The sequence below is a fragment of the Lysobacter sp. P5_B9 genome (genome assembly GCF_054049835.1).
Map to the genome: position 1 here is coordinate 141,047 of NZ_JBFULP010000005.1, position 24,414 is coordinate 165,460.

General features: G+C 66.4%; 23 protein-coding genes, 3 tRNA genes and 1 pseudogene. 17 read left to right on the forward strand and 10 right to left on the reverse strand.

The annotated features are described in order from the left end of the window. Window positions 1-94: 94 nt before the first annotated feature. The gene (gene mutS / locus ACXJJ9_RS11610; protein WP_457097323.1) at window positions 95-2,695 is read right to left on the reverse strand and encodes a DNA mismatch repair protein MutS; all 2,601 of its coding nucleotides are present in this window, start codon (window positions 2,693-2,695) and stop codon (window positions 95-97) included. Between the two features lie 169 nt (window positions 2,696-2,864). On the opposite strand from mutS, the gene ACXJJ9_RS11615 reads away from it, so the two are divergent. The 9 genes from ACXJJ9_RS11615 to ACXJJ9_RS11655 all read left to right on the forward strand — a co-directional run bounded on the left by ACXJJ9_RS11615 (window position 2,865) and on the right by ACXJJ9_RS11655 (window position 10,329). Beyond that, on the forward strand, window positions 2,865-3,365 hold the full coding sequence (locus ACXJJ9_RS11615) for a CinA family protein (protein ID WP_457097324.1): 501 nt from the start codon (window positions 2,865-2,867) through the stop codon (window positions 3,363-3,365). Window positions 3,366-3,421: 56 nt separating this feature from the next. Next, complete coding sequence (lexA, locus tag ACXJJ9_RS11620; RefSeq protein ID WP_457097325.1) at window positions 3,422-4,048, forward strand: transcriptional repressor LexA; 627 nt, start codon at window positions 3,422-3,424, stop codon at window positions 4,046-4,048. Window positions 4,049-4,222: 174 nt separating this feature from the next. Then, a complete protein-coding gene (gene recA / locus ACXJJ9_RS11625; RefSeq protein WP_457097326.1) occupies window positions 4,223-5,260 on the forward strand; it encodes a recombinase RecA in 1,038 nt (345 codons plus the stop codon). 19 nt (window positions 5,261-5,279) lie between these two features. Further along, the gene (recX, locus tag ACXJJ9_RS11630; RefSeq protein ID WP_457097327.1) at window positions 5,280-5,774 is read left to right on the forward strand and encodes a recombination regulator RecX; all 495 of its coding nucleotides are present in this window, start codon (window positions 5,280-5,282) and stop codon (window positions 5,772-5,774) included. Between the two features lie 164 nt (window positions 5,775-5,938). Continuing rightward, window positions 5,939-8,602, forward strand: coding sequence for an alanine--tRNA ligase (gene alaS / locus ACXJJ9_RS11635; RefSeq protein ID WP_457097328.1), 2,664 nt, complete (start codon window positions 5,939-5,941; stop codon window positions 8,600-8,602). A 150-nt stretch (window positions 8,603-8,752) separates the two neighbouring features. Then, window positions 8,753-8,956: a carbon storage regulator CsrA gene (gene csrA, locus ACXJJ9_RS11640; protein ID WP_310053316.1), complete on the forward strand. Its 204-nt coding sequence runs from the start codon at window positions 8,753-8,755 to the stop codon at window positions 8,954-8,956. Between the two features lie 57 nt (window positions 8,957-9,013). After that, a tRNA-Ser gene (locus tag ACXJJ9_RS11645) sits at window positions 9,014-9,106 on the forward strand. Window positions 9,107-9,170: 64 nt separating this feature from the next. Then, window positions 9,171-9,247 (forward strand) — tRNA-Arg (locus tag ACXJJ9_RS11650). Between the two features lie 140 nt (window positions 9,248-9,387). Then, complete coding sequence (locus ACXJJ9_RS11655; protein ID WP_457097329.1) at window positions 9,388-10,329, forward strand: ribokinase; 942 nt, start codon at window positions 9,388-9,390, stop codon at window positions 10,327-10,329. 34 nt (window positions 10,330-10,363) lie between these two features. Here the strand turns inward: ACXJJ9_RS11655 and ACXJJ9_RS11660 are convergent, their stop codons facing one another. The 6 genes from ACXJJ9_RS11660 to ACXJJ9_RS11685 form a co-directional block, all read right to left on the reverse strand. Then, window positions 10,364-11,209 carry an alpha/beta hydrolase family protein gene (locus ACXJJ9_RS11660; protein WP_457097330.1) on the reverse strand — a complete coding sequence of 282 codons (846 nt, stop codon included), beginning with the start codon at window positions 11,207-11,209 and terminating at the stop codon, window positions 10,364-10,366. Next, window positions 11,202-12,029 (reverse strand): bifunctional hydroxymethylpyrimidine kinase/phosphomethylpyrimidine kinase, encoded by an 828-nt coding sequence (gene thiD, locus ACXJJ9_RS11665; RefSeq protein ID WP_457097331.1) that lies wholly within the window; start codon window positions 12,027-12,029, stop codon window positions 11,202-11,204. Before thiD ends, ACXJJ9_RS11660 begins: the two co-directional genes overlap by 8 nt. Then, window positions 11,996-12,676, reverse strand: coding sequence for a YoaK family protein (locus tag ACXJJ9_RS11670; protein ID WP_457097332.1), 681 nt, complete (start codon window positions 12,674-12,676; stop codon window positions 11,996-11,998). Before ACXJJ9_RS11670 ends, thiD begins: the two co-directional genes overlap by 34 nt. Window positions 12,677-12,681: 5 nt before the next feature. After that, window positions 12,682-14,079, reverse strand: coding sequence for a PhoH family protein (locus ACXJJ9_RS11675; protein WP_457097333.1), 1,398 nt, complete (start codon window positions 14,077-14,079; stop codon window positions 12,682-12,684). A 97-nt stretch (window positions 14,080-14,176) separates the two neighbouring features. After that, a complete protein-coding gene (locus ACXJJ9_RS11680; RefSeq protein WP_457097334.1) occupies window positions 14,177-14,647 on the reverse strand; it encodes a peroxiredoxin in 471 nt (156 codons plus the stop codon). 62 nt (window positions 14,648-14,709) lie between these two features. After that, window positions 14,710-15,348 carry a glycine cleavage system protein R gene (locus ACXJJ9_RS11685; protein ID WP_457097499.1) on the reverse strand — a complete coding sequence of 213 codons (639 nt, stop codon included), beginning with the start codon at window positions 15,346-15,348 and terminating at the stop codon, window positions 14,710-14,712. Between the two features lie 137 nt (window positions 15,349-15,485). Here ACXJJ9_RS11685 and dapA point away from each other — a divergent pair, with 137 nt between their 5' ends. Both dapA and ACXJJ9_RS11695 read left to right on the forward strand, forming a co-directional pair. After that, complete coding sequence (gene dapA, locus ACXJJ9_RS11690) at window positions 15,486-16,385, forward strand: 4-hydroxy-tetrahydrodipicolinate synthase (protein WP_457097335.1); 900 nt, start codon at window positions 15,486-15,488, stop codon at window positions 16,383-16,385. 25 nt (window positions 16,386-16,410) lie between these two features. Beyond that, complete coding sequence (locus tag ACXJJ9_RS11695; protein ID WP_457097336.1) at window positions 16,411-16,917, forward strand: hypothetical protein; 507 nt, start codon at window positions 16,411-16,413, stop codon at window positions 16,915-16,917. 85 nt (window positions 16,918-17,002) lie between these two features. Here ACXJJ9_RS11695 and fdxA read toward each other — a convergent pair whose 3' ends face one another. Then, complete coding sequence (fdxA, locus tag ACXJJ9_RS11700; RefSeq protein ID WP_310053300.1) at window positions 17,003-17,326, reverse strand: ferredoxin FdxA; 324 nt, start codon at window positions 17,324-17,326, stop codon at window positions 17,003-17,005. Window positions 17,327-17,556: 230 nt separating this feature from the next. Then, window positions 17,557-17,632 (reverse strand) — tRNA-Glu (locus tag ACXJJ9_RS11705). A gap of 156 nt (window positions 17,633-17,788) precedes the next feature. Here ACXJJ9_RS11705 and pcnB point away from each other — a divergent pair. The 6 genes and pseudogenes from pcnB to pgi all read left to right on the forward strand — a co-directional run. After that, window positions 17,789-19,096: pseudogene (pcnB, locus tag ACXJJ9_RS11710) on the forward strand (polynucleotide adenylyltransferase PcnB); the annotation flags it as partial. Next, complete coding sequence (folK, locus tag ACXJJ9_RS11715; RefSeq protein ID WP_457097337.1) at window positions 19,093-19,587, forward strand: 2-amino-4-hydroxy-6-hydroxymethyldihydropteridine diphosphokinase; 495 nt, start codon at window positions 19,093-19,095, stop codon at window positions 19,585-19,587. The pseudogene pcnB and the gene folK, both read left to right, overlap by 4 nt. A 4-nt stretch (window positions 19,588-19,591) precedes the next feature. Then, window positions 19,592-20,407, forward strand: a complete 816-nt coding sequence (gene panB, locus ACXJJ9_RS11720; RefSeq protein ID WP_457097338.1) for a 3-methyl-2-oxobutanoate hydroxymethyltransferase — start codon at window positions 19,592-19,594, stop codon at window positions 20,405-20,407. A 34-nt stretch (window positions 20,408-20,441) separates the two neighbouring features. Continuing rightward, a complete protein-coding gene (gene panC / locus ACXJJ9_RS11725; RefSeq protein ID WP_457097339.1) occupies window positions 20,442-21,287 on the forward strand; it encodes a pantoate--beta-alanine ligase in 846 nt (281 codons plus the stop codon). Between the two features lie 121 nt (window positions 21,288-21,408). Next, a complete protein-coding gene (gene panD, locus ACXJJ9_RS11730; protein ID WP_056130033.1) occupies window positions 21,409-21,792 on the forward strand; it encodes an aspartate 1-decarboxylase in 384 nt (127 codons plus the stop codon). A gap of 10 nt (window positions 21,793-21,802) precedes the next feature. Beyond that, window positions 21,803-23,314: a glucose-6-phosphate isomerase gene (gene pgi, locus ACXJJ9_RS11735; protein WP_457097340.1), complete on the forward strand. Its 1,512-nt coding sequence runs from the start codon at window positions 21,803-21,805 to the stop codon at window positions 23,312-23,314. A gap of 20 nt (window positions 23,315-23,334) precedes the next feature. Here the strand turns inward: pgi and queG are convergent, their stop codons facing one another. After that, the gene (gene queG, locus ACXJJ9_RS11740; RefSeq protein ID WP_457097341.1) at window positions 23,335-24,411 is read right to left on the reverse strand and encodes a tRNA epoxyqueuosine(34) reductase QueG; all 1,077 of its coding nucleotides are present in this window, start codon (window positions 24,409-24,411) and stop codon (window positions 23,335-23,337) included. Window positions 24,412-24,414 lie beyond the last annotated feature (3 nt).

Genomic DNA, 24,414 nt, shown 5'->3' on the forward strand with positions numbered 1-24,414 from the left:
CAGGTCGGGGGAACCCCGACCTTAGGCCCGCGCCAGTGACAAATGAAATCGATTGTTCCAACCAAGCCGATAGCGGCGGGCTATCGACTGGCGCTCAACCGAGCGCCTTGAGGCGGTACAGGGCTTCCAGTGCCTGCTTGGGCGTGAGTTCGTCGGGATCGATGGACGCCAGGGCTTCCAGCGCCGCCGAATTGGGCGCGAACAGGCCGAACTGCTGCGGCTGGTCCAGCGCGACCGGCGTGAGCGGCGGCACCGGGACATCGCGCTGCTGTTGCTCCAGTTCCGCCAGCCGCCCGCGTGCCTGCCTGACCACCGACTTGGGCAGGCCGGCGAGGGCGGCGACCTGCAGGCCGAAACTGCGGTCGGCGGGGCCGTCCTTCACCGCGTGCATGAACACGAGGGCATCGCCGTGTTCGACCGCGTCGAGGTGCACGTTGGCGATGCCGCTGCCCGGCTCGGCGAGCGCGGTGAGTTCGAAGTAATGCGTGGCGAACAGTGTGTACGCGCGATTGCCATGCGCGAGATGGCGCGCACAGGCGTCGGCGAGGGCGAGGCCGTCGTAGGTCGAGGTGCCGCGGCCGATCTCGTCCATCAGCACCAGCGACTGCGCAGTCGCGTGGTGCAGGATGTAGCTGGTCTCGCTCATCTCGACCATGAAGGTCGATTGTCCGCGCGCGAGATCGTCGCCGGCGCCGATGCGGGTGAGGATGCGGTCGATCGGGCCCAGCACCGCGCGCGCCGCCGGCACGAACGCGCCGATATGCGCGAGCAGGACGATCAGCGCGTTCTGCCGCATGTACGTCGACTTGCCGCCCATGTTCGGCCCGGTGATGACCAGCATGCGCCGGTCTTCGTGCAGCACGAGGTCGTTGGGCTCGAACGGCTCGCTGCGCACCGCTTCCACGACCGGATGGCGGCCCCGTTCGATGCGGATGCCGGCATCGTCCACGAGCTCCGGTTGCGACCAGTCCAGGCCCTGCGCGCGCTCGGCGAAGCAGGCCAGCACGTCCAGCTCCGACAGCGCGGCGGCGCAGTGCTTGAGTGGCTCCAGGCGTTCGTTCAGTGCATCCAGCAACTGCTCGTACAGCAGCCGTTCGCGGGCGAGGGAACGTTCGCGCGCGGACAGCACTTTGTCCTCGAACTGCTTCAGTTCCTCGGTGATGTAGCGCTCGGCGCCGGTCAGCGTCTGCCGGCGCGAATAGTGCATGGGCGCCCTATCGCTCTGGCCCTTGCTGATCTCGATGTAATAGCCGTGCACGCGGTTGTAGCCGACCTTGAGCGTGGCGATGCCGGTGGCGGCGCGTTCGCGCGCCTCGAGGTCGATCAGGAACTGGTCGGCGTTGGTCGACAGGGTGCGAAGTTCATCCAGTTCGGCGTCGTAGCCTTCGGCGAAGATGCCGCCGTCGCGCGCCAGCACCGGTGGCTGCGGCACGATCGCCGACGCCAGCAGATGCGCGTGCGCGTCGTGTTCGCCAAGTTCGCTGGCCAGCTGGGCGAGGCGCGGTGAATCCAGCGGCTGCAGCTGCGTGCGCACGGCTGGCAGCAATCCGAGGCCATCGCGCAGTGTGGAGAGGTCGCGTGGCCGCGCCGAACGCAGCGCGATGCGCGAGAGGATGCGCTCGAGATCGCCGAGGGCGCGGAAGGTCTCGCGCAGGCGCTCGGCCACGCCGGACTCGACGAGCGTGGCCACGGCCTGGTGGCGCAAGCGCAGCGTGGAACGGTCGCGCAAGGGGCGGTGCAGCCAGCGGCGCAGCAGGCGGCCGCCCATCGGCGTGATCGTCGAATCCAGCACGCCGAGCAGGGTAGTGCGGGTGTCGCCGTCGACACGGCTGTCGAGTTCCAGGTGCCGGCGGGTAGCTGCATTCATCGCGATCGCGCCGTCACCGGATTCGACGGCAATCGACGTGAGGTGCGGCAGGCGCTGCTTCTGGGTTTCCTCGACATATCCGAGCAGGGCCGCTGCGGCGGCGACGGCCAGTGGCTTGTCGTCGATGCCGAAACCCGACAGGTCGTGCAGCCCGAAGAAGCGCAGCAGCTGGCGGCGGCCGCTGTCGGCGTCGAACAGCCATGGCGCGCGCCGGCGAACGCCATTGCGGGTCGCGGCGAAGGCAGGCCAGCCGTCCTCGTCGGCGATGAGCGTTTCGGCCGGTTCCAGACGCGCGAGTTCGGCTTCCAGCGCGTCTTCGTTGCCGACTTCATTCACCAGCAGGCGGCCGGCGGCGAGGTCCGCCCAGGCCACGCCGTAACCGTTCTTGCCGCGAGCGATGGCAAGCAGCAGGGTATCGCGGCGTTCGTTGAGCAGGGCTTCGTCGGTGACGGTGCCCGGCGTGACGATGCGGACGACCTTGCGCTCGACCAGTCCCTTCGACAGCGCCGGATCGCCAATCTGTTCGCAGATCGCCACCGATTCGCCCAGGGCGACGAGGCGCGCGAGATAACCCTCGCAGGCATGGTGCGGCACCCCGGCCATGGGGATCGGTTGGCCTGCGGAGGAACCGCGTTGGGTCAGGGTGATGTCGAGCAGGCGCGCCGCCTTGCGGGCGTCGTCGTAGAACAGCTCGTAGAAGTCGCCCATGCGGAAGAACAGAAGCACGTCCGGGTGCTCTGCCTTGGCGGCGAAGAACTGCTTCATCAGCGGGGTATGTTCGGGCGCGGGGCCAGGTGAATTGCCGTGCATGTGGGGCTTGCTGTCCATCGATTCCGGGCGCGGGCGGCGCGTGCAATGCACGACATGATGACAGCCGCGGGTGGGGAGTTGTGGGCGGGCCCCGCGTACCTCGGCCTGACCTTCCGCGTGTTCGAGGCGAGGGCCTGCCGGTTCGGCGGGGCGCCGGCTTTTCCGGCCTCGCCGTTATAGTGCGCGCATGAGCGAAACCACGTCCGACGCCAGCCTGCAGCAACTCGCGTACCGACTCGGCGCCGCCGCGCAGGCGGGCCACCACATGCTGGTCACCGCGGAAAGTTGCACCGGCGGCTGGATCGCCAAGGTGTTGACCGACATCGCGGGCTCTTCGGCCTGGTTCGAATGCGGGATCGCCGCGTACAGCTACGAATCCAAGCAGGCCCTGCTCGGGGTGCGCCCCGAGACCCTGGAACACCATGGCGCCGTCAGCCGTGAAACGGTGCTGGAAATGGTATCGGGCGCCCTCGTGCACTCTGGTGCGACGCTGTCCGTGGCGGTGACTGGTATCGCCGGCCCTTCCGGCGGCACCGTGGGCAAGCCGGTTGGTACGGTCTGGATCGCCTGGAAGCGGCGCGGCGGCTATGCCACCGCCGAAGTCTTCCACTTCGACGGCGACCGCGAGGCCGTGCGGCGGCGGACGGTGGAGGCCGCCCTGCAGGGGCTGGTGCGCCTGGTCGGGTAAGCGCTCGCGGTCCGGGGGTTGCTTTTCGAAAAACTTCGTTAGTAGTATTGCTACTAATGAACCTGACCGACACCCAGTGCGCCATCCTGGCGCTCATCACCAAGCGGATCGAGAGCGAGGGCGTGCCCCCGTCGCAGACCGAAATCGCGTCGGCCTTCGGTTTCAGCAGCGTCCGCGCGGCGCAGTACCACCTGGAAGCCCTCGAACGGGCAGGGGCCATCCAGCGCGTCCCGGGTCAGGCCCGCGGCATCCGCCTGGTCCAGGCGCAGGGGCGTCCCGCGGCGAACGACGACGCCCTGCGGCTGCCCGTGCTCGGGCGTGTTGCAGCAGGCGCCCCCATAGGCTCCGGCGCAGGCCTCGAGCCCGACGACTACGTCCTGCTGGACAAGAACTTCTTCGCGCCGGCTCCCGACTATCTGCTCAAGGTCAAGGGCGACTCGATGCGCGACGAGGGCATTTTCGATGGCGACCTCATCGGTGTGCACCGCACCTCCGACGCCCGCAGCGGTCAGATCGTGGTCGCGCGCATCGACGACGAGGTCACCGTGAAGCTGCTGAAGATCGGCAAGGACCGTATCCGCCTGCTGCCACGCAATCCCGATTACGCACCGATCGAGGTGCTGCCGGACCAGGACTTCGCCATCGAGGGCTTGTATTGCGGCCTGGTGAGGCCCAACCGGTGAGCGCGGCCATGGGCGCGGACTTCCCCTACCTGGATCTGCGCGGTTTGCCGCTTTCCCTCTTCTCCGCGTCCCGGCAAAACTTTTCTGCACGCGGTCCGCGGGTCTCAGTCTCTGCGATACGCCCCGACTAACCTGATGCCAACGCACACAAACACGAACCAAGGAACCGCCACGATGGATGAGAACAAGAAGCGCGCCCTCACGGCCGCCCTGGGCCAGATCGAGAAGCAGTACGGCAAGGGCGCGGTCATGCGCATGGGCGACCAGGTGGCCGAACCGGCCGAGGTCATCGGCACCGGCTCGCTGATGCTGGACATCGCGCTGGGCATCGGCGGCCTTCCCAAGGGCCGCGTGGTGGAGATCTACGGTCCGGAATCCTCGGGCAAGACCACCTTGACCCTGCAGACCATCGCGCAGTGCCAGAAGGCCGGCGGGACCTGCGCCTTCGTGGATGCCGAGCACGCGCTCGACCCGACCTACGCCGCCAAGCTCGGCGTCAACGTCGATGACCTGCTGGTCAGCCAGCCCGACACCGGCGAGCAGGCGCTGGAAATCGCCGACATGCTGGTGCGTTCCAACGCCGTCGACATGGTGGTGATCGACTCGGTCGCCGCGCTCACTCCCAAGGCTGAAATCGAAGGCGAGATGGGCGACCAGCTCCCCGGCCTGCAGGCGCGCCTGATGAGCCAGGCCCTGCGCAAGCTCACCGGCAACATCAAGCGCAGCAACTGCATGGTGATCTTCATCAACCAGCTGCGCATGAAGATCGGCATCATGATGCCTGGGCAGAGTCCGGAAACCACGACCGGCGGCAACGCGCTCAAGTTCTACGCCTCGGTGCGCCTGGATATCCGCCGCATCGGTTCGGTGAAGAAGGGCGACGAGATCGTCGGCAACCAGACCCGCATCAAGGTGGTCAAGAACAAGATGGCGCCGCCGTTCAAGCAGGTCGTCACCGAAATCCTGTACGGCGAAGGCATCTCGCGCGAAGGCGAACTCATCGACATGGGCGTGGAGGCCAAGCTGGTCGAGAAGTCGGGCGCCTGGTACGGCTACAACGGCGAGCGCATCGGCCAGGGCAAGGAAAACGCACGCCAGTTCCTCAAGGACAACCCGCATCTCGCCGTGCAGCTGGAAGCCGCGCTGCGCGAGAAGTTCAAGCCGGCCGAGGCGCGTCGCGACGAAGTCGCGGACGAAGCACGCGACGACTGAGCATTGCAGGGCCGCCCGCGTGGATGAGGCGACGCTCGACGTCGAACCAGGGACCAGTCGCCGCAAGGCGAGGGAGCTCAGTGCCACGCAGCGTGCCTTGGGTCTGCTGACCCGCCGCGAGCACTCCCGGAAGGAATTGACCCGCAAGCTCACTTCGCGCGGCATGGAAGCCGCCGAAGTGGAAGTCGCGGTGGCGAACCTGGCTCGTGATGGCTGGCAGGACGACGGCCGCTTCGCTGAAAGCCTGGTTCGTGCCCGCAGCTCGGGCGGGTACGGCCCGGCTCGGGTCCGTGCAGAGCTCGCCACCCACGGCCTCGACAGCGAGGCCATCGCCGCCGCCTTGAACACTTTCCATGGCGACTGGGCCGAAATCGCCTCCGACCTCGTCCGTCGGCGCTACGGCCCAGTCGCCGCCCTCGACCTGAACCAGCGGCGCAAGGCCGCGGATTTCCTGCTTCGGCGCGGATTCGATTCCGCCAGCATTCGCGCGGCTACGCGTTCCGACTCCGACTAGGGCTACGGGCACGAGCCCGGAGTCCCGCGCAGCCTGTAGCGGCCGCGCCACCCCTGTTACGCTAGAAAGCTTTCCTGTTGGGTTGCCTGCTCGGTCTTCCGCCGCCATCTTTGGCCGGAAGGCAGCCGCCGCGACCTGCCCAGTCCCTTTCAAGCGTGCCAGGCATGAATACCCCTCGCCAGATCAGTACCACCGAAATCCGCCGCGATTTCCTCGAATTCTTCCGCTCCAAGGGCCATGCCGTGGTCCCCTCGAGTTCGCTTGTGCCCGGGAACGACCCGACCCTGCTGTTCACCAACGCCGGCATGGTCCAGTTCAAGGACGTCTTCCTCGGTGCCGAGAAGCGCAGCTACTCCCGCGCCGTCAGTTCGCAGCGTTGCGTTCGCGCCGGCGGCAAGCACAACGACCTCGACCAGGTCGGCTACACCGCCCGTCATCACACCTTCTTCGAGATGCTGGGGAACTTCAGCTTCGGCGACTACTTCAAGAAGGATGCGATCGTCTGGGCCTGGGAGCTGTTGACCGACACGTGGAAGCTGCCGAAGGAGAAGCTTCTCGTCACGATCTACCACACCGACGACGAAGCCTTCGAGATCTGGAACCAGGTGGTCGGTCTGCCGCCCGAGCGCATCATCCGCATCGGCGACAACAAGGGCGCGCCCTACGCATCGGACAACTTCTGGCAGATGGCCGATACCGGTCCCTGCGGTCCGTGCACTGAAATTTTCTTCGATCACGGCGCGCACATCGCCGGCGGTCCTCCGGGCTCGCCGGATGAAGACGGCGATCGCTTCATCGAGATATGGAACAACGTCTTCATGCAGTTCGATCGCCAGCCCGATGGCACGCTGCTGCCGCTGCCGGCACCGTGCGTCGATACGGGCATGGGCCTGGAGCGCATTTCGGCCGTGCTCCAGCACGTGCACAGCAACTATGAAATCGACCTGTTCCAGCACCTGATCAAGGCGGCAGCCGCGATCACCGGCACGGGCGACCTCGAACACAAGTCGCTGCGTGTCATCGCCGACCACGTCCGGGCCTGCAGCTTCCTCATCGTCGACGGAGTGCTGCCGAGCAATGAAGGCCGTGGCTATGTGCTGCGACGGATCATCCGCCGCGCCGTGCGCCATTTCTGGAAGCTGGGTGCATTGAGCACCGAAGGAAGCTTCTGGCGGATGGTCGCGCCGCTGATCGACGTCATGGGCGAGGCCTATCCGGAACTCGTGCAGAAGCGCGAGCTGGTCGAACGCGCACTCAGAGCCGAGGAAGCCGCTTTCTCGCAGACGCTCGATGCCGGCATGCAACGCCTGGAGTCCTACCTGGCTCAGAGCAATGGCGTGATCGACGGCGAACAGCTGTTCCAGCTGCACGACACCTATGGCTGTCCGCCCGACCTGGTTGCCGACATCCTGCGCGAAAAAGGCACCGAACTCTCGCCGGCGGCGATGGCCGACTACGAGCGTCTGATGGAACAGCAGCGCGAACGCGCGCGCGCCGCCGGCAAGTTCGGCGGCGGTGCGGCTTTGCCGGCCGAACTCATCGCACAGCTGAAGCCGACCGAGTTCGCCGGCTACGAGAACCTCGAGGCCGGCGGCCTGGTAGTCGTCGCGCTGCTCAAGGACGGCAAGCCGGTTGACGCGATCGGTGCGGGTGACGAAGCCATTGTCTTCCTCGAAAAGACGCCGTTCTATGCCGAAAGCGGCGGCCAGGTGGGCGACACCGGCCAGCTGGCGGAGCAGGGCGTGATGTTCGCCGTCAGCGATACGCAGAAGTTCGCGGGCCAGTTCCATGGCCATGTGGGCACGTTGACCGCGGGCGCGCTCAAGCGGGGAGACCATCTGGTCGCTRCCGTGGACCATGGACGCCGCGCGGCGACGGTTCTCAACCACAGCGCGACCCACCTGCTGCACGCGGCGCTGCGCAACATACTGGGCACGCATGTAACCCAGAAGGGCTCGCTGGTCGCGCCGGAGCGCCTGCGTTTCGACTTCGCGCATTTCCAGCCGGTCACGGCCGCGGAACTCGCGCAGATAGAACGCCAGGTCAACGCCGAAGTACGGCGCAACCATGCCGCCGAAGTGCACCACATGGATATGCAGGAAGCGCTGGATTTCGGCGCGATGGCTTTGTTCGGCGAGAAGTACGGCGAACGCGTGCGCGTGCTGCGCATGGGCGACACCTCGACGGAGCTTTGCGGCGGCACGCATGTGACCCGCACCGGCGATATCGGCCTGTTCAAGATCGTGTCCGAGAGCGGTGTCTCGGCCGGCGTGCGCCGCATCGAGGCTCTGACCGGGCAGGGCGCGCTGGACTATGTGGCCGAGGAGGAGCGCCGCCTCGACGAGGCCGCCAACATGCTGGGCGGCAACGCGGCGGACGTGAACGAGAAGCTGCGTGCATTGCTTGATCGGCAGAAAAAACTCGAGCGCGAGCTCGAATCGCTGAAGGCCAAGGCGGCTTCCGGCGCCACGGCGGATCTGGCCGGTTCCGCGGTCGACGTGCGTGGTGTGAAGGTAGTGGCGTCCCGGCTGGAGGGATTCGACGCAAAGGCACTGCGGGATGCGGTCGACCGCCTCAAGCAGCAACTCGGCAATGCCGTGGTCCTGCTCGCCGGAGCCAATGGTGGCAAGGCCGCGTTGATTGCCGGGGTCAGCGACTCCCTCACTGGCAAGGTCAAGGCAGGGGAGCTACTGTCCCACGTAGCCGCACAGATCAATGGCAAGGGCGGCGGTCGCCCGGACATGGCGCAGGGCGGCGGTGATGACGGCCCGGCGCTGCAGCAGGCACTGTCCGGCGTCACGGACTGGGTGGCGCAAAAACTGGCATGATTCTGAACGTGGTATGTGACAGGGGGACGCTGAACTTCTGGGCCGCACCGCGGTCCACAGAACGCCGGCGTTTGTTTTTAGGAAGCAAGGCGCCCTTGGAGGGAAGGGGCGCCCTGACCGGCGATCTTGGCCGGTATCGAGGAGATTTGCATGCTTATCCTGACGCGTCGCGTCGGCGAGACTTTGATGATCGGTGACTCCGTTACAGTCACCGTGCTCGGTGTGAAGGGCAACCAGGTGCGCATCGGTATCACCGCGCCCAAGGATGTCGCGGTCCATCGCGAGGAAATCTACCAGCGCATACAGCGGGGAGAAGGGACCTCGGAACAGGATCGAAAGGCAGACGGCAGCTAAAAAAGTTTGCCGCGCATGCGCAGAGCCGTTATGCTCTGCGCCCCGCGAAGTTCCAGCGGAGACTTGCCCGAGAGGCCGAAGGGGCTCCCCTGCTAAGGGAGTATGGGGTCAAAAGCTCCATCGAGGGTTCGAATCCCTCAGTCTCCGCCAGTTTTTAACGCCGAGTGTTTGACGAGGCGATAACAACTGAAGCATAATTCCGCTTCTAGCTTATGCGCCCGTAGCTCAGCTGGATAGAGCACCAGGCTACGAACTTGGTGGTCGGGAGTTCGAATCTCTCCGGGCGCGCCATAAAGCAAAAGGGTCGACGGTTTCCGTCGGCCCTTTTTCTTTTTCGCGCCCGCGGTGCATGGCGCAATGCCGTTGTCCCTTAGTTCGCATGCGTTATGTTCAGCGCCAGCGGCGGTCGCCGCGACTTGTCCGGAGCAGGCATGACCCTACGCAACACTGTCCTTGTCGCAGGATCGGCGAACCTCGACTTCGTCGTGCGGGTACCCCACATCCCCGCTCCGGGAGAGACGGTGCTGGGGAGCAACTTCCTGACTTTTCCGGGCGGCAAGGGTGCCAACCAGGCGGTCGCCTGTGCGCGCGCAGGCGGAGTGCCGACGCGCATGCTGCTCGCGCTGGGGACGGATGACTTCGCCGCGCCACTGGAGCAGTCGCTGCGCCAGGCGGGCGTGGATGCGCGAGTCGTGCGTATCGCAGACGCCGCCACTGGTGTCGCCTTCATCTGTCTTGCCGCGGATGCGGAGAATGCAATCACCGTGGCGCCCGGGGCCAATGCACGCCTGCAGGCGGACGACCTTCCGGATCTGTCCGATACGTCGCATCTGTTGATGCAGTTGGAATCCCCTCTGGAAGCCGTCACCGGCTGGGCCTTGGCCGCTCGGAACGCTGGGGTGCGCACGGTACTGAACGCAGCCCCCGCACGGTCGCTGCCTGCGGAATTGCTGGCCGCCATCGATGTGCTCGTCGTCAACGAAGGCGAACTGGCCGCAATTTCCGGCGAGCCCGGCTCGATTGCGACCGCCGTCGAGAAGCTCGGCAAGGCGAATGTCGTCGTCACGCTGGGAGCGCACGGCAGTTGCGCGTACATCGACGGCGTATGGCTGGTGCAGTCTGCATTTGCGGTCGACGCGGTGGACACGACCGGGGCGGGCGACACGTTCTGTGGGGCGCTCGTGGYCGCGCTGGCGCAGGGGCATGGTTTTGCCGTTGCATTGCGGCGCGCCTCGGCGGCCTCATCCCTGGCGTGCACGCGAATGGGCGCACAGGCAGCGGTGCCGCAAGCGGTGGAAATCGAGGAGATGCTTGCCAATGGGCGCGAGTCGTCCTTGCAGGATGAACTCAGGCGCCTCTGCGGCCTGGCCTGATTTGAAGCCCTGATTTGAAGCCCCGATTTGAAGCCTAGTCCGGTCGCAACAGTGATTCGATGACCGGCCCGGGTTGCTTCATCCAGCCGAAGTGATCTGCGCGCGTCTTCAACGCCTGCATGTCCAGCGTGTCGATGCGATGGCGTGACTGCGGCAGCTTGGAGAGCAGGTACCGCGTTGAACCAGGGGGGGCCAGCCAATCCTGCGCCAGCGTCACCGCGCGCGCTTCCACCGCGACGCCTGACATCGCGGTTTCAATATCCGTGTCGATGCCACGCGCCGCGTACCGTCCGCTCAGCGCGCTGCGTGCCCAATCGTGGATCAGGGTGCGCGATTCATTGCCGCCGAAGCCGATGCTGTGGCCCGGCAGGAAGCCGCGGCGGTCCGCCAGCCACGGCAGGAAGCGGTATGCCATCGGCAGCCACCAGCGGGTGCGCAACGGAAAGGCGCGCCAGTACGGCGAACCGCTGGCTACCAGCCACAGCTGGGATGCGCTTTCCGGCGCCATGCCGAGATGGCAGCACGCGAGCTGGCCACCGAGGCTGTGGCCACCGACGATGCGCGGAACGCCGTCGAGCACCTGCGCCACCATTGCCTCGCTGGCGGGCAGGTCGTGCTGGAGCAGTTCGCGATAACCCCAGTCGGAGTTGCGCGCGGGACGCAGGCTGCTTGATCCGTTGCCGCGCCAGTCGTGGATGAAGACCGCGATTCCCGCGGCCGCCAGGCCCTGCGCGAATGGCAGGTAGTGTTTCGCCGCGACGCCCATGGCAGGCAGYCAGAACAGTCGTGCGCGGGGTTGGCCGGGAGTGACAGCCAGCAACTGCCAGCGGTGGCCATCCCGGGCCTGCACATCGATCGCCTGCGCGGAAAATTCAGTCACGGCGCGCGGCGCCGAAATGATCGAGTACGACTATCTCGCTGCGTCCCGGCCGGTAGCCGCGCAGCAATGCGGCGTGCACGTACTCGCCGGCGGCGCGGCAGGCGCCGGCGAGCGGGAGTCCGAGGCACAGGTTGGCGGCGACGGCGGAGGCGAGCGTGCAGCCGGTGCCGTGTGCCTCCAGCTGCAGGCGAGGGTGCGGGAACTCGACGGTGCCAGAGGCATCGGCGAACAGGTCGACAATGTCGCCGCCGTCGTGCAGGTGGCCGCCTTTCAACAGCACCGCCCGCGCGCCCGCATCGAGGAGAGCGTTGCAAGCCGCGCGCATCGCAACGCGACTATCGATCCTGGTACCGAGCAGGAGTTCGGCTTCAGGCAGGTTCGGCGTGACCAGCGTGGCGAGCGGCAGCAGGCGGTTGCGCAGGGCATCGAGCGCCGAAGGGTCGAGCAGGCGCGCGCCGGACGTCGCAACCATGACCGGGTCCAGCACGATGTGCGGCGGGCGATGCTGCTCGAGTGCTCCAGCGACCGCATGGATGACGTCTGTTGTCGCCAGCATTCCCAGCTTCACCGCACCGATGCGGAAATCGTCGAAGCAGGCGTCGATCTGGGCGCGCAGGAAGGAAACCGTCGGCACTTCGACCGCGGTGACGCCGCGCGTGTGCTGTGCCGTCAGCGCGGCGATCGCGCTCAGCCCGTGCACGCCATGCGCCGCGAATGTCTTGAGGTCGGCCTGGATGCCGGCACCTCCTCCCGAGTCCGAGCCCGCTATGGTGAGTGCGCAGGGCGTCACGCCGGCTTGCCTCCACTGAATGACTGCCATTGACGGTAGACGACATAGCCCACGCCTGTCAGCCCGGTCAGCGTTGCGGGCAGGAGCAGCGCGCGATAGCCGATGCGCGAGAACAGAAATGCCCCCGCGATGCCGCCTGCCAGGAAGCACGCGATGATCAGCCCGCACAGCAGCAGGCGTCGGCGCTGCAGCGGCAAGCCGCGCAACGCATGGCCCAGCCCGATCCCGAGGTCGGTGAACATGCCGCTCAGGTGCGTGGTGCGTATGACCGCTCCGCTGTACGTCGTGGCCATGGCGTTCTGCAATCCGCAGGCCATCGCCGCGAGCAGGGCGCCGCTGATCTGGTTGCGCTGGAACATCGGCACGGCCAGCACCAGCAGGAAAGACTCGATCGCCAGTACGGCGCCATAGCGGCGACCCAGGCGCAACGTGCTGTCCTGGACGATCAGGCCGCTCAGCGCCGCGCCTGCCATGAAGGCAACGGCCACGCCGAGCAGCTGCAGGGCGGCGCGGATATCGCCGGCCGCCACCGAAGCGCCGAGCAACGTGGTGGTTCCGGTGAGATGCGTCACCGCCTGGTGCTCGAAGCCCAGGTAACCCACCACGTTGACCATGCCCGCGATGCAGGCAAGCGAACCCGCGCCGATCCATACCCAGCGTGGCAGGTGCACCCCCATCTGCCTTACATCACTTCGGACGCGTAATCCGCCAGGCGCGAACGCTCGCCGCGACGCAGCGTCACGTGCGCGCTGTGCCCCCATCCCTTGAAGCGATCCACCGCATAGGTCAGGCCGGATGTGGTTTCCGTCAGGTAGGGCGTGTCGATCTGTTCGACGTTGCCGAGGCACACGATTTTCGTGCCCGGACCCGCACGCGTGATCAGCGTCTTCATCTGCTTGGGCGTGAGGTTCTGCGCTTCGTCGAGGATCAGCCAGCGGCTCAGGAAGGTGCGGCCGCGCATGAAGTTGAGCGACCGGATCTTGATGCGTGAAGCCAGCAGGTCGTTCGTGGCCGCGCGTCCCCAACTGCCGCCCTCGGGGTTATGCGTGAGCACTTCCAGGTTGTCGGTCAGGGCGCCCATCCACGGCGTCATCTTTTCTTCTTCCGTGCCGGGCAGGAAGCCGATGTCCTCGCCGACGCTCACCGTCGCGCGGGTCATGATGATTTCGCGATAGCGCTGCTGGTCCATCGTCTGGGCCAGGCCAGCGGCGAGCGCGAGCAGCGTCTTGCCGGTGCCGGCGGTGCCAAGCAGGGTCACGAAGTCGATGTCCGGGTCCATCAGCGCGTTCAGCGCGAAGTTCTGCTCGCGGTTGCGTGCGGTGATGCCCCATACGGCGTGCTGGTTGTGGCGGTAGTCGTCGACGATCTGCAGGATCACGCGTTCGCCCTCGACGTGCGCGACCTTCATTTCCGCTTCGTCGTCGCCGGGCAGGTAAAGGAACTGGTTCGGGTACCAGTCGTCGCTTTCGCCGCGGCGGATTTCATAGAAAGTCCGCCCCTTTTCCGTCCACGACCTGAGGTCCTTGCCGTAGCGCTGCCAGAAATCCTCCGGAAGCGCGGTCGAGCCGGTATACAGCAGGCTGAAGTCGTCCAGGGCACGGTCGTTTTCGTAATCCTCGGAATCGATGCCGGCGATCGATGCCTTGATGCGCAGGTTGATGTCCTTGGAGACGAACACCACGGGCACGCCCGGTTCGGCCTCCTTGAGCGCGAGGATGGCGCCGAGGATGTGGTTGTCCGGGATGACCGCGCCAAAACGCTTGCCTGAATCGAAGTCGCGCGTCTGGAAGCGCAGCCTGCCGATGCTCTGCGCCCCGCGCAGCTGCAGGCCCTGCGGACGGGTGAGGGGAATGCCCTCGGAAATGGATCTGGTGCCGTGGCTCTCGACCAGTTCGTTGAGGAAGCGACTCACTTGCCGCGCATTGCGGCTGGCTTCGCTGGTGCCCTTCTTGCCGTTATCCAGCTCTTCGATCACCTGCATCGGCAGGTAGACATCGTGCTCCTCGAATTTGAACAGCGCGGTTGGATCGTGCATCAGCACGTTGGTGTCGAGGACGTAGATGCGCTTGCTTCGGGTCATCATGCTTTCCTGGATGCGAGCTGTTTAAAAACCGGGCATAGGCAAACCACCACAAGCCCGCGGGGCGGGGTGGTGGGGTTATTGGAACGCTGGATGATCACTTCGTTGCGACAGCCTTCAGCTGGTCGTACACGGTCTGGGCGTGGCCGGGGACTTTTATCGGGCGCCATGACTGGACAATGACGCCCTTGGGATCGATCAGGAACGTACTGCGCTCTACGCCGATGTAGTCGCGGCCGTAGAGCTTCTTCGGCTTGATCACGCCGAATGCGTTGCAGACTTTCTCGTCGGCGTCGCTGACGAGGTCGAACTTGAAGCCCTGCTTGGCGCAGAAGTTCTGGTGCGACTTGATCGAGTCGCGCGAGACGCCGAGCACCGTGGCGTCCAGTTTCCTGAACTTCGGCAGCAGCGCGTTGAAGTCGATGCCTTCGGTGGTGCAGCCCGGGGTGCTGTCCTTAGGGTAGAAGTAGAGGACCAGCCAGTGGCCCTTGTAGTCGGAGAGGCGGCCATGGGTGCCGCTTGAAAGCGCGATGGGAAGATCGGGAATCTTGTCGCCAGTGTCCAGCATCGGTCTCTCGGTTGTAGCGCCGGTTTCCCGGCTTGTGTTGCTGTTTGCCCGCGGCGGATCCGTCAGAACTTCATCGGATCCATGATCGCGTCGAGGTTAAGGTGGTCGCAGAACTCGAGGAAGTCATCGCGCAGCGCAGCAATATGCATGCTCGCCGGCACGCCGATGGTCACCTGTGCCGAGAACATGTCCGCACCGGTCTGCATCGCGCGATAACGCGAGCAATGCAGGCTCTCGATGGTGATGCCCTGGCGGTCGAAGAAATCCGCCAGCTGGAACAGGATGCCCGGCTTGTCCGCGGCCACCACTTCGACCACGTAGGGCAGCAGGTTGGACTGAACCTGCTTGGCGCCGGTCCGGTACCAGTTGAGTTTCAGGCCTTCCTCGCGCTCGAGCCGGGTCAGCATGGCCTCGAGCTTGGCGACGGCGTCCCATGGCCCCACTGCCAGCGCTGTGACGGATACGTCACGGCCGACCGTGGACAGTCGCGCGTCGACCAGGTTGCAGCCGCTGTCCGTGATCCGCCGCGTCACTGACAGCAGCGGTGACTCCGGATGCGTCGTGTAGGCGTTGATCAACAGGTGGTTTTCGTTCGGCGACGGCCGGGAAGCGGTATCGGTCAAGGCGGCGCCTGGCTCTTGGGGCAAGATGCCCGGATCGTTGGAGCTACGCTGCCATCGCTGGCGGCTCGCGGCCAGCATACTTGCCCGCGGTTTCGGGCCGCAAGTAACATCCACGTGAATTTTGCGGGCCTGTTCGCCGTCTTCCACGGCCCAGTACGGCGCGATCTCCGCGGCCTGCCCCCCATTTCACCGCATCAACAACCAAGGCCACCGATTTGCGACTTTCTGGCAGCATCACCGCGCTGGCGACACCGTTTGACGTCGCTGGCGAACTCGATCTCGACGCCTGGGAGCGCCTGCTCCAGCAGCAGCTCGATGGGGGCACGCAGGCTGTCGTCGTCGCCGGTTCCACCGGCGAGGCCGCAGCGCTGTACGACGCCGAATTCGACCTGCTCCTGCGCAGCGCCGTCGAATTCATTGCCGGTCGCATCCCGGTGCTGGCGGGCACCGGCCTGTCCAACACCGCCAAGACGATCGAGCAGACCCGCCGCGCCGCCGTGCTGGGCGCCGACGCGGCGCTGATCGTGTCGCCTCCCTATGTCCGTCCCACGCAGGCGGGCCTGATCGCCCATTACCTCGACATCGCCGACGACGGCGCATTGCCTGTCGTGCTTTACAACGTGCCGGGGCGCACCGGCGGTGACCTGCTGCCGGAGACGGTGGCCGAGTTGTGCGGCCACCCGCGCATCATCGGCATCAAGGAAGCGCGTGCCGAACCCGAGCGCATGGATGCGTTGTTGCGATTCAAGGCCAACGATTTCGCCGTGCTCAGTGGCGACGACCCGACCGCATGCCGCGCAATGCTCGCCGGTGCCGATGGCGTGATCTCCGTGGCGTCGAATGTCTTGCCGGCGGCCATGCGCCGCCTGTGCGACCTCGCCCGTGCGGGCAATGCAGATCCGGCGCGCCAGCTGGACGCGCAGCTGCAGTCCTCGTTCGATTTCCTGGGCGTCGAACCCAATCCGATTCCGATCAAGGCCTTGCTGGAACTGCAGGGTATCGGGCGCGGCCTGCGCCTGCCCCTACTGCCGCTGTCCAAGGCTTATTCCGATGCAGCTTCATCCATTGCGGCTACCGTACGGGAACTTGAAAGTGCCTGTGCCCACGCCGCTTGATTTCACGATTTCCCAGGAGAACCCCATGCGCCTGAAACAATCCGCGAGCCGCTTCGCGACCACCGCCTTCGTGCTCGCTGCCGTCCTCGCGACGTCGGGCTGCAGCTGGTTCCACAAGGAAAACAAGCTCTATGCAGGCGACCCGATGAGCCGGCCGCTGGAAGTACCGCCGGATCTGGACCTGCCGCAGACCGAGGGCGCCATGGCGATTCCGGGCGGGGCTGTGGCCGGCTCGGCCACGGCTTCGGCCCCCAAGGTGGCGAACGGGTTCACAGTTGCGGGCAGCCGCGACGATGTCTACGCCAAGGTCGGTGACGCGCTGGGCAAGGTCGAAGGCCTGACCATTGCCAGCCGCGCGCCGGCGCTGGGTGCGTACGACGTCAGCGTCGAGGGCAGCAACTTCCTCGTTCGCGTGAGCACGGTCGAAGCGGGGGTCTACGTGTCCGCGGTCGATCCGCGCGGTGAGCCGGCCACGGGCGAGGCGCCCATGAAGGTGATCGCGGCAGTGAAGGCGGCGCTGGGCGGTAACTGACCTCCCCACCGCGAATCCCGCCGGCAACAGCCGACACAAGAACGGGCGCCCTGGCGCCCGTTCTTTGTTTCGTGTTCCCGTTGGCTCAGCGCTCCAGCAGGTCCAGCTTGCCCGGCTTGCCTTCCCACTCCTTGGCATCCGCCAGGGCGTCCTTGCGTGTCGTGATCACCGGCCAGGCTTGCGCCAGCTCGGCGTTCAGTGCGACGAACGCCTCCTGTCCCGCCGGCACGTCGTCCTCGGGATAGATCGCATTGACCGGGCATTCGGGCTCGCACAAGGTGCAGTCGATGCACTCGTCCGGGTCGATCACGAGGAAGTTCGGGCCCTCGTGGAAGCAGTCCACCGGGCACACCTCGACGCAGTCGGTGTACTTGCACTTGATGCAGTTCTCGGTGACGACGAAGGGCATGAGCGGCGGCTTCCGTGGCTGGTTTGGCTGGGCGTAGTTTAGCGCTCGCCTCTGCGTAAATGGTCCGGGTGATGGGACACGGCAGCTTCGCGAAGTCGGAGCGAGGGGGGTCGTCGTTTGCCTTTATCAGCCGCGGGGCGTAACTCGAAGTCTGTCGTGGGCCAACAAAAAACCCGGCGCGGGCCGGGTTTGCTGTTCAAGACCCTATCTCAAAATCGGGCCTTGCGAATTGGCGCTCCCTACGGGATTCGAACCCGTGTTTTAGCCTTGAGAGGGCCACGTCCTGGGCCTCTAGACGAAGGGAGCAGAGTTGCTTGCTTCGGCGCGCCAGGCTTCGGCCTGAACGCGGACTGCTAGTATACGCAGCGCCAATGCCGCCGGGCAATTGGCCGCTTGAACAGTTTTTCACCGTCCGACAGGGACTGCGGCACGACCCAGATGTCCGAACTCCAGACCATCCATCCGCTGCGGGTGATCCCGCGCGAAGAGCACAACGTCTCGCGGCGGGAGATCAGTCCCAATGCCCTGCGGGTGCTGTATCGCCTGCGCGAAGCAGGCTTCGGCGCCTACCTGGTTGGCGGCGCGGTACGCGACCTGCTGGTCGGCGGCCATCCCAAGGATTTCGACGTCGCCACCGACGCGACTCCCGAGCAGGTCAAGCAGTTGTTCCGCAACTGTCGCCTGATCGGGCGTCGTTTCCGCCTGGCCCATGTCGTGTTCGGTCGCGAGATCATCGAAGTCGCGACCTTCCGCGCGAATGCCGATGACGGCAGCGGCGACCGCGAGACCCACGAAGGCGGGCGGGTGCTGCGCGACAACGTCTTCGGTTCGATCGAGGACGATGCGGTCCGGCGCGATTTCACCGCCAACGCGCTGTATTACGCGATCGAGGATTTCTCCGTCCGCGATTACGTCGGTGGCTTCGAGGACGTGCGGAACCGGCTGATGCGCCTGATCGGCGATCCGGACACGCGCTATCGCGAGGATCCGGTGCGCATGCTGCGGGCGGTGCGCCTGGCCGCGAAGCTGGATTTCGAGATCGAAACCGCCACGGCGGAACCCATTCCACGCCTGGCGCCATTGCTTTCAGAGGCCGCTCCGGCGCGCCTGTTCGAAGAATGCCTGAAGCTCTTCCTGACGGGGCGTGCCGTTGCCAGTTTCGAGGGACTGGAGCGCCACGGCCTGCTCGATGCCCTGTTCCCCGAGTCCGCCGCCGCCCTGCAGGCCAATCGCAGTGGCGCCCTGCGACGCATGCTGATCGCCGGTTTGCGCAGCACCGATGCGCGCGTGGCCAACGACGAACCGGTTTCGCCCGCCTTCCTGTTTGCGCTGCTGTTGTGGCCCGCGTATTGCCGCTCTCTGGCGCAACTGCAGCAGGGTGGCATGCATGCGGCGGAAGCCGAGCGCCGCGCCGCCGACCGAGTCACCGTGCACCAGCTCAACACGATCGCGCTGCCACGCCGCTTCTCCCTGCCAATGCAGGAAATCTGGCTGCTGCAGTCGCGCTTCTCGCTGCGCCAGCGCAAGCGCGTCTTCCGTCTGCTGGCACATCCGCGATTCCGCGCCGCATTCGATTTCCTCAACCTGCGCCTTGCGGCGTCGAATGAACACGCCGATGACGTTGCGTTCTGGCGCGAGGCGCAGACCCAGCCGGGCGATGCCCTGGCAGTACAGCTCGACGCGCATTCGCCCGCGGCCGAAGCCGGGGCCAACGGCGCGCCACGTCGTCGCCGCCGCCGCCGCGGCGGATCTGCAGCATCCGGCGAGTGAACGCGAAAACCGTTGCCCTGATCGGTCTGGGCGGCAATCTCGGTGATGCCGCGGCGACGCTCCGCCATGCCTTCAAGGATCTCGACGCGCTGGCCCACACCCGCCTGCTGCGCGCCTCGAAGCTGTACCGCAGCCGGGCCTGGGGCCGCATCGACCAGCCCGATTTCATCAATGCCGTGGCGATGATCGAAACCGGCCTGGGCGCGCGAGAACTCTTGGATGCGATGCTCGGAATCGAGCACCAAGCCGGGCGTGAACGCCACGCCGACGAGCGGTGGGGGCCGCGCACGCTCGACCTCGACCTCCTGCTCTATGGCGATGCCGTGATCGACGAGCCCGGCCTGCACGTGCCACACCCGCACCTGCATGAACGCAGCTTTGCGCTGGTGCCGCTGGTCGAAATCGCGCCGGACGCCATGATTCCCGGCATCGGGCCCGCGCGCGCTGCGCTGGCGGCGATGGAACCTTCCGGCATCGAAGCGCTAGGCTAGCCGCATGTACACCTCCACGCAGGACAAACCCTGGACCGTGCCGATGCTCGCCGACGCCAAGCGCGACGGGCGCAGGCTGGTGATGCTCACGGCCTACGACGCCAGCTTCGCGCGGACGTTGGACAGCGCCGGCACCGATCTGATCCTGGTTGGCGATTCGCTGGGCATGGTGGTGCAGGGGCACGACAGCACGCTGCCGGTCACGGTCGACGACACCGTGTATCACGTCACCTGCGTCGCCCGTGGCCTGTCGAAGGCCCTGCTGATCGCCGACCTGCCGTTCCAGGCAGACGCCACGCCCGAACGCGCGCTGGACGCGGCGACCAGGCTGCTCCAGGCGGGCGCCGCGATGGTCAAGCTGGAAGGTGCCGGCCACAAGCTCGACGTCATCCGCTTCCTTGTCGAACGGGAAATTCCGGTGTGCGCGCACCTGGGCCTGACGCCGCAGTCGGTGCTGCGCCTGGGCGGTTATCGGGTGCAGGGGCGCGATGACGCCACTGCCGAAAAACTGCGTGCCGACGCGCGCGCCGTCGCGGCGGCCGGCGCCACGCTGCTCGTCCTGGAATGCGTACCGACCGCTCTTGCGCAGGCGATCACCGCGGATCTGTCGATTCCCACCATCGGCATCGGGGCCGGCCCGCATTGCGACGGCCAGGTGCTGGTGCTGCATGACCTGCTGGGCGTCAACAGTGGCCATCGCCGGCCCAAGTTCGTGAAGGACTTCCTCGCCGAAGGCGGCTCCGTGGCCGGCGCCGCCGAAGCCTTCGCCGCCGCCGTGCGCGAAGGTCGCTTTCCCGATGCCGCCCATTCCTACGACTGACCACCGTCCGCCGCATACCGGTACGCATACCGCGATGATCGACGTCATCCACGACCTGTCCGCCCTGCGCGGCCACATCCGCAAATGGAAACAGGACGGCCAGCGCGTCGCCTTCGTGCCCACGATGGGCAATTTGCACGCGGGCCATTTTTCGCTGATTCAACTGGGACTTCGGCACGCCGATCGCGTCGTCGCCAGTGTCTTCGTCAACCCGACGCAATTCGGCCCGAGCGAGGACTTCAGCCGCTACCCGCGCACGCCAGAGGCCGACGCCGCCGGGCTGGAGGCAGCCGGGTGCGACCTGTTGTGGCTGCCCTCGGTGGAAACGATGTACCCGCATGGCGTCGATGCCACCGTGCGCGTCAGCGTGCCCGGCGTTACCGAAACGCTGGAAGGAGCGCACCGCCCCGGCCATTTCGATGGGGTGGCGACGGTGGTGGCGCGCCTGTTCAACCAGGTGCAGCCGGACGCGGCGGTATTCGGGCGCAAGGACTACCAGCAACTGGCGGTGATCCGCTACATGGTCCGGGACCTGGCGTTTCCGCTCGACATCATCGCCGCGGAAACGCGCCGCGAGGCCGACGGCCTGGCGATGAGTTCGCGCAATCAATACCTCTCCGCCGAAGAACGCCCGCGGGCGGCGCACATCAGCCAGACCCTGCAGGCCATGCGTGAAGCCATTTGCGCCGGCCGGCCCCGCGAGCAGGTCGAGGCCGAGGCGACCGATCGCCTGGCCGCAGCGGGCTTCGTCGTCGATTACACGGCGGTACGCGACCGGGAACTCGGCCTGCCGGCGGCAGGCCACGGCCCGCGGGTTGCGCTGGTCGCGGCCCGCCTGGGACGGACGCGGCTCATCGACAACCTCGAATTCGAGGCCTGAGGGGCTTTGCCCCGGGCTAAATAGCCGGTAACAGGACGCCCCGTTCCATGTTGCACCGCGCCATGCGCTGGTAAACTTTTGTTTTCTCGCTGCCAAGCCCGGCGGCCGGAGACCCCCGAACATGCAACTGAACGTCCTCAAGGCCAAGATCCACCGCGCCAGCGTCACCCACGCCGAGCTGCATTACGAAGGCTCCTGCGCGATCGACGGCCGCCTGCTCGACATCTCGGGGATCCGTGAGTACGAGCAGATCCACATCTACAACGTCAACAACGGCGCCCGCTTCGTCACCTATGCCATCCGTGGCGAGGAAGGCAGCGGCGTGATTTCCGTCAATGGTGCCGCCGCCCACTGCGCGCAGCCGGGCGACCTGGTGATCATCTGCGCCTACGGCGTCTGCGACGAGGCCGAGGCGGCGAAGTACAAGCCGACCTGCGTCTACGTCGACCGCCAGAACCAGCTGACCCACACCAACCACTCGATGCCGCAGCAAGCCGCGGCCTGATAGGAGCGCCATGCCCGCAAAGCATCGGTTGGAGCAACTCAAGTCCCAGGCCGAGCGTCTGGCGGAAGTGGATCTGAAATCGATGCTGCAGGCCGATCCGGCCCGGGCAGGGGACTTCGCCGTACGGGCGGGTCCGATTTGCGCCAACTTCGCGCGCCAGGGGTACGACCGGGCGGCGCTGGAAGCATTGTTTGACCTGTTGGCCGCGGCGGATGGCCCGGGCCGCCTCCACGCCATGTTCGCCGGCGACACCGTCAACCCGACCGAAGCGCGTCCGGCGCTGCATACCGCGCTGCGCGGCGATCTGTCGCAAACGCCGACCGTGCGCGAGGCCCATGCACAGGCGCAGGGCGCCCGCGCACGCATGCGCGAGCTCATCGCCAGCCTCGCGGCGAGCGATGTCACCGACATCGTCAGCGTTGGCATCGGCGGGTCGGATCTCGGTCCGCGACTGGCGGTGGATGCGTTGTCGGCGCCCATGCCGGGCCGCTTCCGCGTGCACTTCCTTTCCAATGTCGACGGCGCCGCCGTACAGCGGACGCTGGCCGGGCTGGATCGCGCGCATACCGCAGTACTGCTGATCTCCAAGAGTTTCGGCACGCAGGAGACGCTGCTCAACGGCGCGGTCCTGCGGCAATGGCTGGGCGACGACTCGCGCCTGTATGCGATCACGGCAAACGGCGAACGCGCCGCGTCGGTGTTCGGCATTCCTCGCGAACGCATCCTGCCGATGTGGGATTGGGTCGGCGGGCGCTACTCGTTGTGGTCCGCAGTCGGGTTGCCGATCGCGCTTGCCGTTGGTCCGGACGCGTTCGACGAACTGCTGGCCGGTGCGGCGGAAATGGACGCGCATGTCCTCGATGCCGCACCGCGCGAGAACCTTGCCGCGTGGCATGCGTTGACCGCGGTGTGGAACGTCAATGCGCGCAGGTTGGCCACGCAGGCGGTAATGCCGTACGACGAGCGTCTGAAGCTGCTGCCGGACTATCTGCAGCAGCTGGTGATGGAAAGCCTCGGCAAGTCGGTACGGCTCGACGGTACTTCTGTCGTGGCGCAGACGGTGCCGGTGTGGTGGGGTGGCGTCGGCACCGATTCGCAGCACAGCTTCTTCCAGGCGCTGCACCAGGGCACGCAGCTCGTGCCGGTGGATTTCATCGGTGTGATGCGTGGCGACGACCCGTATGCCGAGAACCATGCAGCGCTGCTGTCGAACCTGTTCGGACAGGCCGAAGCGTTGGCGAACGGGCAGGGCAATGCCGATCCGCATCGCGCCTATCCTGGCAATCGGCCCAGCACCATGATCCTGCTGGATTCGCTTACGCCGCGTTCGCTCGGTGCGCTGCTCGCGTTGTACGAGCACAGCGTTTACCTGCAGGCCGTGATCTGGGGCATCAATCCCTTTGACCAGTTCGGTGTGGAACTGGGCAAGCAGGTAGCGAACAAGCTGCTGCCGGCCGTGCAGGGCGAGGTCCAGGCCGACGATCCCGTCACCCGCGCGCTGCTGGCTGAATTACACAGTTAAACCGCTGGCGGCGTTGCCGGTCAGGCGACGCCGTGCCTGGCCAGCGCCCATTCCACATGGTCGCGCACGACGGCGTTGTCGATGTCGCGACGCGACTGCAACGCAGCGATGACGTCGGGCGTCGTGGGCGCGTTGCCCAGGGCGATGGCGATGTTCCGCAGCCAGCGCTCGTGGCCGCTGCGCCGGATCGCCGTGCCTTCGGTGCGCTGCAGGAACTCCTCCTCGCCCCAGGCGAACAGTTCCGCCAGCGTCGCCCGGTCGAGGTTGTTGCGGGCGCGGAAATCGGGTTCATCGGTGCGCTTGGCGAACTTGTTCCACGGGCACACGAGTTGGCAGTCGTCGCAACCGAATATGCGGTTGCCGATCAGTGGACGCAGTTCCTCGTCGATCGCGCCTTCGTGCTCGATGGTGAGGTAGGAGATGCAACGCCGCGCATCCAGGCGATTGGGCGCGACGATCGCCTGGGTCGGGCAGATGTCCATGCAGCGTACGCACGTGCCGCAATGCGCTGTCGCGGATACGTCCACCGGTAGCGGCAGGTCGACGTAGATTTCGCCCAGGAAGAACCAGGAGCCGCCGTCGCGATCGATCAGGCAGGTGTGCTTGCCGATCCAGCCGAGCCCCGCATTGCGCGCCAGTGCGCGCTCGAGCACGGGGGCGGAATCGACGAACACGCGGTGGCCGAATGGCCCGACTTCCTCCGCGATGCGGTCGGCGAGTTTCTGCAGGCGTTGGCGCATGAGCTTGTGGTAGTCGCGACCCAATGCGTAACGTGCGACATAGGCGCGTTCGCCATCGGCCAGCGTGTCCCACGCTTCTTCGTCGTCGCGACGTCCGTAGTCGAGGCCGACCGAAATCACGCGCAGAGTGCCCGGGACCAGGTCGTCGGGCCGAGCGCGCTTATCGCCGTGGCGCGCCATCCAATCCATCGAGCCGTACAGGCCCTGCGCAAGCCAGTCGCGCAGGTGGGTTTCGTCGTCGCCCAGTTCGATGCCGGTGATGCCGCAGCGCTGGAATCCGAATTCGCGCGCGAGGGCGCGGATCCGCAGGGCCAGGGCGGCATGGTCCGGATCGGAACGGGTGGCGGGGCGGCTCATGGC